We start from the raw sequence: 13,874 nt of genomic DNA on the forward strand, positions 1-13,874 counted from the left end.
TAAATAAAATACTGAAAATAGAACAAATAAATTGATTTCTAAAAACAAAGTTATTTAGATTACTTATGTAAGATTAAGTTCTTAAAATGGCATTAAAGTCAGAAAGAATTTTGTTAATAAATTGTCAAAATAAACAAGTGATAAAAAAATAAATTAAAATATGCATTTTGGAGAGTGATTAAATTAGTTTTCTGTAAGATAATTGGCCAAATTGATAATGTAATTTTTATCCAAATTTTGGGTAGAAATAGCATATCTATACCCATTTTGAACAAACCTAAGACTATAGGTTTTTTCATAATCGAAAGTTTCAAATGTTGCAGGTATTTCATTGGGTAAACGATAATTTAATGTCTCTTCTATAATTAATAACTTCATTCCATTTTTAGATAATTTCGTTTGGTTAATTTCAATTTTTTCCCCATTAGGTGCTTCATATAAGCGATATAAAGAATCAAATCCTTTGTTTTTAGTATATCCCCCAGAATAATAGGAACCTGTTAATTTTAAAGTGCTATTTCTTAATAGTAAATCTTTAGGTGAAAAACTAACTTTCTCTTTAATAGTGTTGTATCCATATTTTTTTTGAAAATTTCTATATTTTTCTATATTTGAAAATTCATGAGTTATTTTCCCTCCACTTAAGCTTCCATATTTATATAAGCTATTTATTTTATTTAATAAATCTATTTTCTTCTCTTGTGTTAGAGGTGCATTTTTTAAGCTTACTACTGTTAAAAAAGCTGATTCAGCAAACATATTTTTAATTTGGTTTGTTTCAGATATAATTATTTTACTAGCCTTTTTATTTTCCTCTTGGTCTGAAATAGCCTCAGGTAAAGCTAAATTATTTTTTTGCTTTTCCGGTTTATTTTGATTAACTTGTTCTTTTACTACGAAGAAAAAGGATCTTATTCCTATAAAAAGAGAGACCAAACCAATTAGTAACATACTAATGATTAGTTTTTTATTTTTCATTACCAAGGCCATCCCTGACTAAGATTACAGTCTGTTGCTAAAGTTTCTCGATATCCAATATCTCCACCAATAGCGAATTCATAAATATGTTTTCCTTTAACAGACCAATTTCTATTTGGCCGAAAAAAACTATCAATATACCCAGCGTAGGCTCTATAACCATACTCCATATCTGGATTTGGAAAATCTGTAACTGTTGAAGAAGCTTTTGATCTCATTGCTCCATTTGCAGTAGTTTGTTTCGTTTCTACAATCATGGCTTTGGGGAAGCTTAGAGTCCAACTAAATGATTCATTATGATATCCAACTCCTTCAGGAGAAATTGCTTTACAATTTGCCCTACTAGCCATAATTGGAATACCATCATCTGCATAAACGAAAGAGTTGATCCCTGAAAGTATTAGGCAATAACTTAGTATTTTAACGAATGACTTATTCATGTTTTTTTATTTTTTCTAAAATAATATTAAATAAAATATAAAGGATAATATTGTATTGTCTATTAAAAAAACATTATTTAAATTGTAAGTATTAATTATCCATATAAAAGTATTGAATAACAAATAGAACGATTAAGATAAGTATAATTATTAAAATATTTCTATATTTTTCACATATGTTTCCATACATAAAGCGAGTTTTATTAAAGAGAAGTAATAATTTATAAAACCTTTAATCTGATTTAAAAGCTAAAATTATTCTTATATAAATAAAAAAATAGGAAAAATGAAATTATATTGATATTAATCTAGTAAATAGTATCTAAAAGTATTTTTAATAGATGAAATATTTATTAATTTGGATCATTAAATAATTTTATTCAATCATGGGGGAAATCGTATAGATATAAAAAATTATGAAATAAATTAATAGGAAAATTAGTCGTCATTTTATTAAATTCGAGTCAGCTTTACTTTTTGGCCAATTGTATAAAATATAGAGATGTAACTTATGTGGCTTTATACAAAAATGAATTTATTTAATTTAGAAGGTATTACATAAAGATATTGTAAATGGATTTGCTGAACATATCTCATATTATTATGAGAATGTAGTCTATGAGGCTCTTGTCACTAATTATAGATGACTTGAATCTGAATATGATTCGCTACTTTACAGCGAACAATTTCAAAAACCACCCTCTTGTAACAAAACCATCTCTCTTAGATCTGTTATAATAAGTCGCAATATTTTTTGAATTCCATAAGGACAAGCTATGCGTATCGACCAACGTGCATTAGATCAATTACGTGAAGTTAAAATTACCCGTAACTACACCCGTTATGCGGAAGGTTCAGTATTGGTTGAATTTGGTCATACAAAAGTGCTGTGTACTGCAAGTATTGACAATTCAGTGCCACGTTTCTTAAAAGGTCAGGGCCAAGGCTGGGTGACTGCAGAATACGGTATGTTGCCACGTTCTACCCATACACGTAGCGACCGTGAAGCTGCTCGCGGTAAGCAATCTGGTCGTACTCAAGAAATTCAACGTTTGATTGGTCGTAGCTTACGTGCAATGGTGGATTTGAAAAAATTGGGTGAAAACACCATTACCATTGATTGCGATGTGATTCAGGCAGATGGTGGTACACGTACTGCTGCAATTACGGGTGCTGCGGTTGCATTAATTGATGCCATGAATGTACTTCTTGAGAAAAAGAAAATTAAGCACGATCCATTAAAAGGCCTCGTTGCTGCAATTTCTGTCGGCATGTATCAAGATGAAGTATTGCTTGATCTTTGTTATGAAGAAGATTCTAACTGCCAAACTGACTTGAATGTGGTGATGACTCAAGCAGGTGAATTTATTGAAATTCAAGGGACTGCAGAAGAAAAACCATTTACACGCGCTCAATCTAATGCAATGCTTGAAATGGCTGAAAAGGGTATTCAGGAATTGGTAAAAAAACAACAAGAAGCGCTTGGTTGGTAATTCTAAAATATTGATATATTTTTATAATCAAAACGCATCTTCGGATGCGTTTTTTATTCCGTAAACTTGTTTTAAACTAAGTCGCTTATTTATAAATTAAAACAAATATTTGATATTTATCATATTTTAAAAAATATTCATCAAACTGCCATAAAAACTTCACTCTAGCGTCATACCAGTTGTATTGACTATTCCTACCTTTATTTCATGGATAGGACAATGCGAAATTTTTTGCTGATTTTAGTGACTAGTCTGAGTGTCTTACTCAGTGCTTGTAATGATGATAATGAAAGCTCAACGACGAATCCACAGCCACCCGCTGCGTGTAAAGTACATTGCGCACCATAATAAAAAATAAGGAAATAGAGATGAACCGTCGTGATTTTTTAGTCAATTCAACAAAAACAATATTTGGTACAGCCGCTTTAGCCAGCTTTCCAGCCAGCATCCAAAAAGCCTTAGCCATTGACGCCAAAGTCGAAACAGGCACGATTAAAGATGTAAAACATGTCATCATTTTGACGCAAGAAAATCGCTCGTTTGATAATTATTTTGGAACATTAAAAGGTGTTCGTGGGTTTGGTGATCGTTTTACGATTCCGCTATCCGACAAGCGTAAGATTTGGGAACAATATGATAAAGATAAGAACAAAATTTTTCCCTATCATTTAGACAGCACTCGTGGCAATGCACAACGTGTTAGCGGTACGCCACACTCATGGACAGATGGGCAATTTGCTTGGGACCATGGCCGTATGGGCAATTGGGTACAATATAAGCAACCCCAATCTATGGGATATTACAAACAAAAAGAAGTTGAATTTCAGTTCTCACTTGCCAACGCCTTTACCCTGTGTGATGCATATCATTGTGCAATGCATACAGGAACCAATTCGAATCGTATGTTCTTATGGACAGGTTCAAACGGTCCTAAAGCTGCGGGTGTCGCCAGTGTCGTAAATGACTTGGACAGTATTGGTGCATCAAGCACAGGCTATGATTGGACAACCTATCCAGAGCGCCTACAACAAGCGGGTGTGACATGGAAAGTTTATCAAAACATGCCAGATAACTTTACTGACAATCCTTTAGCGGGCTTTAAACAGTATCGCCGTGCCAATGAGTTATCCGGTAAACCTGTAAACAATGACAGCACCTGTCCTGCTTATGATCCCGCCATTGATGCAACACAACCATTGTATAAAGGGATTGCCAATACGATGCCTGATGGTGGATTCCTTGCTTCATTTAAAGATGATATTGCCAAAGGTCAATTACCTCAAGTCAGCTGGATGGTTGCACCTGCGGCCTATAGTGAGCATCCCGGACCATCAAGCCCTGTACAAGGTGCTTGGTACATTCAGGAAGTTTTAAATGCTTTAACGGAAAACCCAGCGATTTGGAGTCAAACGGTTTTATTGGTCAACTTTGATGAAAATGATGGCTTTTTTGATCACGTTCCGTCACCAAGTGCACCGTCAAAAGATGCTTCAGGTGTGATGCAAGGTAAAACCACCTTAAGTGATGAACAAATCTCATATGAATACGCTACACATCCCAAAGCTTCAGCAGGGCAACCTAATTTTACTGATCCTAAAGTCAGCAATGGTGTGGGTGTCTATGGTCCAGGAATACGCGTACCCATGTATGTGATTTCTCCGTGGAGCCGTGGAGGTTGGGTAAATTCACAGGTTTTTGATCATTCGTCTGTTATTCGTTTCTTAGAGCAACGTTTTGGCGTGCAAGAACCGAATATTAGTCCATATCGCCGTGCTGTATGTGGTGATTTAACCACAGCTTTTGACTTTAAAAATCCAAATACTACGGCTATTTCGGACTTGATGGGTAAAAAAACCAAAAATGATGCAGATACGATTCGTAATGCGCAAGCGCTATTGCCGCCGGTCTCTCGTCCTTTAAGTCAGGTCTATCCTGTTCAAGAATTAGGAACACGATTGTCTCGGGCATTACCTTATATTTTACATAGTAGTGCGAAAGTTGATGTGGCAACAAAAACGGTGAAGTTAATGTTCTCCAATACAGGAACACATGCCGCAGTTTTCCATGTTTACGACAAATTGAATTTAGACGCAATTCCTCGTCGTTATATGGTTGAAGCAGGCAAACAATTGGACGATGTATGGAACACTTCAAATGGACTATACGATTTATGGGTGTTGGGTCCAAATGGCTTCCATCGTGGCTTTGCAGGAGATTTAGTCAAGTCTGCACAAATAGATGCATTGCCAGAAGTGCGTGTATGTGTTGAAGAGTGTGATCCTAAACTCTATTTAAAAGTTCGTAATGACGCTGCGAAAACAGCAAAATTGACGGTGAAAGCCAATGCTTATCTACCCAATAAGACATGGAATATCGAAACTGCTTCTACAGAAAAGGAGTTGAATTGGAATATGTCTGATTTCGGTGGTTGGTATGATTTTACTGTGACAATAGACGGTGATAGCACCTTTAAACGCCGTTTTGCTGGGCGTATTGAAACGGGTAAAGACTCATTTTCTGACCCTTATATGGGATTCATAGAATCTTAATTTTAAATAGCTAAATTTTTATGATTTAAATAAGGTGCGCTTTGCACCTTATTTTTGAGTTGATAAATGCTCACATAATTTGCGCAAACTTACATGATTAAGATTCCAATCATCTATTTATCTCAATAGATACATAAATCAGCTGAAATCCCTTGTTTCGTATACAGACTCTACAAATCTTTTCATCAGCCGATATTTAGAATATTTAAAATTTTAGCAAATGGCAGGTTTATGAAAATACTCATTGTTCTATTCGCGGTGATTACCTTTGTATTGATGGCTGGAGATCCACGCCGTGAAGATTTCGAAAGCAAAGAATTTGACGCAAAAAATAATGAACCGCAACAACAGGCTGAACGACAGCATGATCAAGAAGACTCTGGAGAACCTTCTTAATCATTTGGACAGGACTAGCTTTCAGCTTTTGATTTTAACATCTGATAAGTGAAATTCTTACCATTTAACACATCCATATTCATGTCTTTATACTGTTGTAGAATCTCAGCTTGGTTAAATTCACAAGATTTTTGTGTTTGCGTACCTGTCTGATGAACGGTTGTATAACAAGCGCTCACCTTATTTACAAAAGCATAGTAAGGTGAAAGAGGAATATGTGCAGCTTCTAATACTTTGGGTGCTAAGAAATGTGCTGCCACAAAAGGCCCTTTAAATTGCTTTTGATCAATCGGGAAATTTGCCCAAACTGCAAGTGGTGTTTCAAAGAAGCGCACATCTTTTTTCTCAGCTTTTTCTTGCTCTGATTTAAAGAAGCCATACTCATCGTAAACGCTTTGTAAGTTGGGTAAATGGTCACCAAAGAAAATCACAATTGTTGGGCGATCAAGCTGTTTGACATGCTCAATCAGGGTTTTAAATTTATCATCAGCACGTTGCATACCCGTTAAATAAGTGTTCAGTGCACGTTTACTGTTTTCACTCACACCATCTTTAGTGATTTTAAAATGGTCTTTACCAAAGCGATCATCACTATACATTGGATGATTTTCAACACTGATGGCATAGATAAATTGAGGTTTGTCGGTATTATTAAGCTGATTTTCAATGCTGTTATAAATCAAATCATCAGTAGCCCAACCCGCAGCATTGATATATTTGGCGCGATCAGCCATGTTGATCATATTTTCAATTGAAGTAAAACGGTTAAAACCTAGATTTTGATAAACTGCGCTACGGTTATAAAAATATTTGCCGTTGTTATGCATTGCAGTTGTTTCATAACCCAATGTATTTAAGTACATTGGTAATGAATAGGTTGGGCGTTTTAATTTTGATACATAAGCCAATTCATTATGATTTAAATAGGTATTTAGGCTGGTTAAAACTTCAAACTCAACGTTAGCAGTTCCTCCTCCAAAGCTTGGAGACAATAAGCTAGAAACCTGATTTTTAGTAATTGTTGGGGTGATGTTACGTGGAATGCTTCTATCTAATTTTGTGGCATCCCAATGCGACTCGCTCATCACAAAAACGATATTTGGCAATAACTTTTGTTGTGACTGATCATCTGATGCTAGATTCGCTATAGGTTCTTCATCATGCTCAACCGTCACTGGTTGATAAAAAGCAGCAACTTTTTCTTCAGGAACAACTTGTGTTTGGAAAATTTTATTGTTTAAGCCATCTACGGTTTTGGAAAAAAAGAAGGTCGAAAAACCTAAGTATTTAATGGTTAAATGATCACCGATCCAGTCACCACGGGTATTGGGTAAATATTTTGCATATTGGCAAATTGAATTTTTTGCTGCATTGGCACACGCTTCACTAAAATTATTTTTAAAGTTCGCAGTAATAAAGAAGCCAAGGATAGCAAAAGATAAAATGCTATTTGTCAGGAGGAGCGGCTTTGTCCCTAATTTCTCTTTTTTATAGAGAAATACAAATAGTCCAATAAACACAGCAATTGCTGCAAAGACCGCAATTTTGAGCATGATTGGAGAGGCGATAAAGGTTTCTTTAAATAATAAAAAATCACTAGGAACCAAACTCGCAGAAAGATATTGCTCTTTCTTGATATTGATAAAGCTCAGCAAAAAAATAATAAATTGACTGAGTAAAATGGTCGCAAAGGTTTTTCTTAAAATTAAATAAAATAAACTAATAAAGGCGTAGTTTAAGAGAATTGAAAAGCCATATTTATACAGACGTGGTTTTAGATAGATGTCACGTAATTGAAAGAAACGCGTGATATCTTCTTGGTATAAGAAAAAAGCAAATACAGATAAAAAAGCGACAAGTAAAAACAAAACTTGTTGTTTCAAAGTCTTCATTGGCCTAATTACAGGAATGTATTGGAAGCCAAAGATTATAGGCTTATTCAGACGGCTTTTCTATGTAAAAACTGGTTGTTTTGTAAGCAAAATTAAAACTAATCAATAAAAAATAGCAAACTAAAGCATCAAAGTTGCCCAAAGAATGTAGATATCCTTTGGGCAATTTTTTTACTGGCTTACACGTTGTATCGCTTCATCATAAGTCGCGCTTGGTTTGTATTGATTTGCCAATTGGTAATGTTGCTTAGCTTGGGCATAATCTTGATTATTTTCATAGATTTTACCCATATTATAGTGAGAATAAGCTTTGGTATTGTTATTGGTTGCCAAAGCAATGGCTTTTTGATTTGCCCATAAAGCTTCTGAGGAACGATTGAGCTTTTGATAAGCAACGGCAAGATTACTATAGGTCTGGCCAACATTTGGATTGTAGTCGATAGACTGTTGATAGAGCATGGCAGCTTGTTCAATCTGGTTGTTTTGATAGGCTTTATCTGCACTTAAATTAAGTGTCTTGGCTCTTTTTTGCGCATCGGCTGAGACAGGAACAATATTTACCCGAGTGGTTTGATTTTGATAATTTGATACTGTTGAACCCACTTGGCTTGCGTTAACCGTAGTTCCTGAAATACGATTGATGTCTTGAATTTCACCTTCAGGGCTAATGCGGAATACAGTCCATAAATTCCCGGTTTGACCAGTTGGAATATAATAAGAACGAATCAGTGATTCACCCGCATACACCATGACTTTGGCTTGGCTATTGGATAAATTGGTCGTAGTTGGTTGAGTGCGATCAGAAAAGTCATGTACTGAATACACATAATATTGACCTTCTAAACGTTTATCGATCGTGACGGTTTCAGGACCATAAGAGTCGGTGTCATCCACATCCAGATTTGCAGCCAAACCTTGTTTACTGTCCCAATATACATGCTGATTTTTATAACTTAAGTGTGAATCGAGATCTAAAGGGTTTTGCCCCCAATTCAGTACAATTCGCATACTGTTGAGATCTTTGAGTACCGGACTTAAGGCGTAGGTCATGCCATCACATGGGCATTTTGCAACCAGTGTTGAATAACCTGATTTTTTGATAATCAGTAAATCATCTGAATTGTTTGTAGTATTACTATTGACTGAAGCTCGGCCACTTGTATTGGTAGAGCTTGATGCAGAGCGTTCACCATTTTTTTGCAAAATTACTTCAGCATTAGCAATATTTTGATCTTTGACTGTTGCACTTAACACATGCACATTGACTGTGTCTGCATGGCTCAGGATCGGAATAGATAATGTGAATAGTGATGAATATAAAATATGTTTTTTCATTGTTTATCTCTTTTGTTGGTACACGTAATTTGATTGTTATTTAGAAGGTCTTTTGCATAAAATTAGCTGATTATTTATTGACTCATCGTTATATTTTGTAATAAAAAAAGCAGTATATTGATACTGCTTTATGACCGAATATGATTGAGTGATTAGCCATTAAAACGCATAGATAAATCAATCGCTTTAACATCTTTAGTCAATACACCCATCGAAATATAGTCAACACCTGTTTGTGCAACTTCACTTAAATTCTCAAGAGTTATATTTCCAGAAGCTTCTAATTTACAGCGCCCTGCAACATGTTTAACCGCATCAATCATTTGTTGTTGGCTAAAATTATCTAGCATGACGATATCGGCTTTGGCTTCAAGTGCTTGATTCAGTTCATCCCATGTTTCAACTTCGACTTCAACAGGCTTACCTGGTGCGATTTGATGCGCTTTGGCAATTGCTTGAGCAATACCACCGGCAGCCATGATGTGATTCTCTTTAATTAAGAACGCATCAAATAAACCAAGGCGGTGGTTTTGACCGCCACCTACAGCAACTGCATACTTTTGTGCAATCCGTAAACCCGGCAAAGTTTTGCGTGTATCTAATAATTTGGTTGCTGTACCTTCTAGATATTTTACATATTCAGCCGTTTTGGTTGCGACTGCAGACAGGGTTTGCACAAAGTTTAATGCAGGACGCTCAACAGTCAGCAAACTACGCGCAGAACCTGCCAATTTATAAATGGTTTCATTGGCTTTGACCCAGTCACCATCATTTTTAAGCCAAGTAATCTGTACGCTTGGATCATACGCTTTGATCAGCGCATCGACCCAAGGTTGTCCCGCCAAGACCATATCTTCACGCGAAATGATCGTGGCAGTCGCTTGCTCATCTTCTGGTGTGAGTAGGGCAGTAATATCAGCATCGCCAATATCTTCTTGGAGTGCTTGTTGAATATTAATTTGAATAGATTGTTCAAGCAAAGATTCAGGTATGCTCATGGATATCCCTATTTTAGTCACCCTTAAAAACTGAGCGATATATTAGCACTGTCGTTGCAAGTTTGAAGAAGTTTTTATTTTATACAGATAAGAGTACACTAAAATATTGAAAATTAGCTTTATTGAAAATAGAAAAATCCTGTAGGAATAAGATATGCAATCTGCACCGCAGTTTCAGGTCGTAAATGGTCAATTGATTGGCGCAAGACAAGTCCCATCACCCAACTATAATCAACGTCCTGAAAATACAGAGATACAGCTGATTGTGATTCACAATATTAGTTTGCCCCCTTCACAGTTCGGTGGAGGTTATATTGAACAGTTTTTTCAAAATCAACTGGATTGGTCAGTACATCCTTATTTCCAAACCATCAAGGGTATGCAGGTTTCTGCACATTTATTGATTCTACGAACTGGTGAAATTATCCAGTTTGTTAATTTTAATGATCGGGCTTGGCATGCAGGACGTTCAGCTTATCTGGGTAAAGTTGAGTGTAATGACTATTCAATTGGCATTGAACTTGAAGGAAGTGATGATCGCGATTTTGAAGCTATCCAATATCAACAACTGGTTGATGTGGTTGCCACTTTGCAACACGCTTATCCGAAAACTGATCATCATTTAACAGGGCACTCTGATATTGCTTCAGGACGAAAAACTGATCCTGGACCACATTTTCAATGGCAGCAGTTTAGAGAAAGTTTGAACCAGAAAAAATTAAGATAGAACAAGTGAAGTAAATAAGCGTCTGGTTATGATTTAACAACGCAATTTTAAGAATATTTAATTACAATAGCGACTTTATTTTAACTAGGTGAATACGATGGCGCTGTGGCGATCCACCTTTATTGTCAGTGCAATGACCATGTTGTCACGAGTCTTGGGCTTAGTCAGAGATATGGTTTTGCTCAATGTGTTTGGGGCAGGTAAGGATTTTGACACCTTTGTGGTTGCTTTTCGTATTCCCAATTTTTTCAGGCGTTTATTTGCAGAAGGGGCTTTTTCACAAGCCTTTATTCCTGTACTCACCGAATATAAAACCACAAAACTGCATGCAGAAGTACAGATTCTCATTAGTCGTGTGTTTGGCTGTTTGTTAATGGTGATGTCGTTGTTAACTTTAATCAGTATGATTATTGCGCCTGTGATCTTGTATGTCTATGCACCCGGTTTTCATAATGATCCTGCAAAATTTGATCTGGCTGTAGATATGTTTCGTTTAACGATTCCCTATCTGATGTTTATGTCATTGACTGCATTTGCCAGCAGTATTTTAAATAGTTATGGGTCTTTTGCTTCTCCAGCGTTTTCGCCTGTATTACTCAACGTGGCAATGATTGCTGGTGCTTGGTGGTTAGCCCCGCATATGGCTCAACCGATCATGGCTTTAGGCTGGGCTGTGGTTGCAGCAGGGGTTTTACAACTTGCCATTCAAATCCCTGAATTATGGAATAAAAAATTACTGATTCCACCTAAAGTTGATTTTAAACATGAAGGTGTAGATCGGATTCTAAAACTGATGTTGCCCGCTTTGTTTGGTGTATCAGTCACTCAGATTAACTTATTGTTAAATACAATCTGGGCATCATTCATGCAAGATGGTTCGGTGTCATGGTTATATAGTGCTGAACGCATGACCGAGTTGCCACTTGGATTGATTGGTGTTGCTATTGGTACTGTGATTCTTCCGTCTCTTTCTGTGAGTAAAGCAGAACAAGATCAGGCCAAGTTCCGTAGAATGTTAGACTGGGCAGCTCGTGTGATTGTCTTGGTGGGTGTGCCAGCCAGTATTGCTTTGTTCATGTTATCTACGCCAATTATTCAAGCACTTTTCCAGCATGGTGCTTTTGATGCACGTGATACGCAAATGACCGCTATGGCACTGCAATGTATGAGTGGTGGTGTACTGGCATTTATGTTGATTAAAGTTTTTGCACCAGGCTTTTATGCCATTCAGGACACCAAAACCCCTGTACGTGTCGGCTTAATGGCTGTTGCAGCCAATGCGATTTTAAATATTATCTTTATTGGTATTTTTAAATTGATTGATTGGCAAGCCGAGCATATGGCCTTAGCGATTGCTTCTTCAGGTTCAGCTTTGGTCAATGCTGGGATGTTATATTTTTATTTACATAAGAAAAATATTTTCCGTTTTGGCGCGCACTGGAAAAAATTATTCCTTCAATTTGCCATAGCTAATATCGTGATGATTGGTGTGCTATGGTTTGCTTTAAATTGGTATGATGGTACAGCTTCGCAATGGCTTCGAATTCTTGAAGTTGTCGGGTTATGTGTGGTGGGTATTGTAGCTTATGGTATTGCTCTGCTCGCAGCAGGTTTTAGACCAAGACATTTAAAACACTAAAATTAAGACCAATCAACAGAATATAAATGAGACAGCTTTTATTTTGAGCATCATTCAAGCATAAGTGATGTATCTAGTGCATGGTGACAAGGATGTCACCATCGTGTGTGGGATAGAATTTAAATTCTATAGTTAATCTGTCAAAAAACTCAGACACAAGAACATAATTTCTTTTAATTAATATTTTCAATTAAATCAAATAAATGGAAAAATAAATTATTTAATTATAAAAAATCTTGCAATGCCACACCTTACATTGAAAGTTTAAATAGCTTTGCGTAGGCGATGCCTCACTTTTCAGAGAGGATGCCAAACCTTGCGCTGCAAACAAAGCAGTGCTTTGTTTTTGCTCATGTTAGGCGAGGGGTACTTCCTGTACCCCCGCCCAACGGCGACATCCATGTCGCCCCACGGTAGGGTAATCATCTATGATTCAAAAGTAAAAAAATGAATTGATAACCAACAGTTTCTAAAAGTTTATATAAAAACATAAGCTTAGTTTATAATCAGTAATTTGATAGAAATCACTTGTGTGAATAATTAGGTGGTTTGACTATGAATATAAGATACAGTACTGTAAGTTTGACCAAGGGATGAATTTACGTCTATGAAATGCGATAAGATTTTTTAGTAGAGCATAAAAAACATCGCAATTGAGCGATGCTTTTTATTTTTAAAACTATTTAGCATTGAAACTAAGGTAAAACTTTTAATAGTTCTACATCAAAAATTAATGTGCTGTTTGGGCCAATCGCATCACCCGCACCAATCTCGCCGTAGGCAAGTTTTGCTGGAATAAAGAAACGATATTTCGCGCCTTCTTTCATCAGTTGTAAACCTTCAGTCCATCCTTGAATTACTTGGCTAACTTGAAACTCAACAGCTTCATTCCGTGCAAAAGAACTGTCGAATACAGTCCCATCCAATAAACGACCTTCATAGTTTACAGAGACTTTAGATTTTGCAGAGGGCGATTTTCCAGTGCCTTGTTGTAAAACACTATACTGCAAACCACTCGGGCGAGTAATCACACCTGCTTTCTTTGCATTTTCTACAAGAAAAGCTTCACCTTGTTTGGCATTTACATCTGCAGCTTGCTTAAACTCAAGCATTTGTTTTGCTTCAGTTTGCTGTTTATATTGTGCAAGTGCTTTTGCCATTTCTTCATCAGTTAAGCTTGCTTTCTGACCCGTAGAACCTTCTTTAATCCCTTGGATAAAGGCATTTAAATTAATTTGTTTTAAGGTGTCAGCATTGGTACGGCCCATGACATAACCATAGCTATAACCCAGTTGATCTTGTTGGGAGCTTTTATTGTTAATCGGTGCTGAGAAAGCTGCTGTACTCAGCATGCTAAGACTAAGCATAATAAGTGTTTTTTTCATAATTTAAATCCAAAAAAGGAGAGTAAATCTCTCCTTTTCTTA

12 protein-coding genes are annotated in these 13,874 nt (G+C 36.2%); 6 read left to right on the forward strand and 6 right to left on the reverse strand.

Annotated elements, in window-relative coordinates; translation table 11 throughout:
* Positions 1–183: 183 nt before the first annotated feature.
* Complete coding sequence (locus AC2G3J_RS00230; RefSeq protein WP_483770498.1) at positions 184–978, reverse strand: hypothetical protein; 795 nt, start codon at positions 976–978, stop codon at positions 184–186.
* Positions 978–1,418, reverse strand: a complete 441-nt coding sequence (locus tag AC2G3J_RS00235) for a hypothetical protein (protein WP_483770499.1) — start codon at positions 1,416–1,418, stop codon at positions 978–980. The genes AC2G3J_RS00230 and AC2G3J_RS00235 overlap by 1 nt, the downstream gene beginning before the upstream one ends.
* A 776-nt stretch (positions 1,419–2,194) precedes the next feature.
* On the opposite strand from AC2G3J_RS00235, the gene rph reads away from it, so the two are divergent.
* The 4 genes from rph (at position 2,195) to AC2G3J_RS00255 (ending at position 5,856) form a co-directional block, all read left to right on the forward strand.
* Positions 2,195–2,911, forward strand: coding sequence for a ribonuclease PH (gene rph / locus AC2G3J_RS00240; RefSeq protein ID WP_004723527.1), 717 nt, complete (start codon positions 2,195–2,197; stop codon positions 2,909–2,911).
* A 219-nt stretch (positions 2,912–3,130) separates the two neighbouring features.
* Positions 3,131–3,259, forward strand: coding sequence for a hypothetical protein (locus AC2G3J_RS00245; protein ID WP_262087376.1), 129 nt, complete (start codon positions 3,131–3,133; stop codon positions 3,257–3,259).
* 20 nt (positions 3,260–3,279) lie between these two features.
* Entirely contained in the window at positions 3,280–5,460 is a 2,181-nt protein-coding gene (locus AC2G3J_RS00250; protein ID WP_483770500.1) for a phosphocholine-specific phospholipase C, read from the forward strand.
* A 231-nt stretch (positions 5,461–5,691) separates the two neighbouring features.
* Positions 5,692–5,856: an ABZJ_00068 family colistin stress protein gene (locus AC2G3J_RS00255; protein WP_336953823.1), complete on the forward strand. Its 165-nt coding sequence runs from the start codon at positions 5,692–5,694 to the stop codon at positions 5,854–5,856.
* Positions 5,857–5,870: 14 nt separating this feature from the next.
* On the opposite strand, the gene AC2G3J_RS00260 is transcribed toward AC2G3J_RS00255, so the two are convergent.
* From AC2G3J_RS00260 to nadC, 3 genes are all read right to left on the reverse strand, one after another.
* The gene (locus AC2G3J_RS00260) at positions 5,871–7,748 is read right to left on the reverse strand and encodes an LTA synthase family protein (protein WP_419819817.1); all 1,878 of its coding nucleotides are present in this window, start codon (positions 7,746–7,748) and stop codon (positions 5,871–5,873) included.
* A gap of 171 nt (positions 7,749–7,919) precedes the next feature.
* The gene (locus AC2G3J_RS00265; RefSeq protein ID WP_336953821.1) at positions 7,920–9,083 is read right to left on the reverse strand and encodes a DUF2135 domain-containing protein; all 1,164 of its coding nucleotides are present in this window, start codon (positions 9,081–9,083) and stop codon (positions 7,920–7,922) included.
* A 152-nt stretch (positions 9,084–9,235) separates the two neighbouring features.
* Positions 9,236–10,081, reverse strand: coding sequence for a carboxylating nicotinate-nucleotide diphosphorylase (gene nadC, locus AC2G3J_RS00270; protein WP_336953820.1), 846 nt, complete (start codon positions 10,079–10,081; stop codon positions 9,236–9,238).
* A 154-nt stretch (positions 10,082–10,235) separates the two neighbouring features.
* On the opposite strand from nadC, the gene ampD reads away from it, so the two are divergent.
* Together ampD and murJ are read left to right on the forward strand one after the other, a co-directional pair.
* A complete protein-coding gene (ampD, locus tag AC2G3J_RS00275; protein WP_483770501.1) occupies positions 10,236–10,808 on the forward strand; it encodes a 1,6-anhydro-N-acetylmuramyl-L-alanine amidase AmpD in 573 nt (190 codons plus the stop codon).
* A gap of 88 nt (positions 10,809–10,896) precedes the next feature.
* Positions 10,897–12,447, forward strand: coding sequence for a murein biosynthesis integral membrane protein MurJ (murJ, locus tag AC2G3J_RS00280; RefSeq protein WP_483770502.1), 1,551 nt, complete (start codon positions 10,897–10,899; stop codon positions 12,445–12,447).
* 695 nt (positions 12,448–13,142) lie between these two features.
* Here the strand turns inward: murJ and bamJ are convergent.
* The gene (gene bamJ / locus AC2G3J_RS00285; RefSeq protein WP_483770503.1) at positions 13,143–13,832 is read right to left on the reverse strand and encodes a BamJ family beta-barrel-assembly machinery protein; all 690 of its coding nucleotides are present in this window, start codon (positions 13,830–13,832) and stop codon (positions 13,143–13,145) included.
* Positions 13,833–13,874: the final 42 nt, after the last annotated feature.

Source organism: Acinetobacter legionensis (assembly GCF_057165765.1).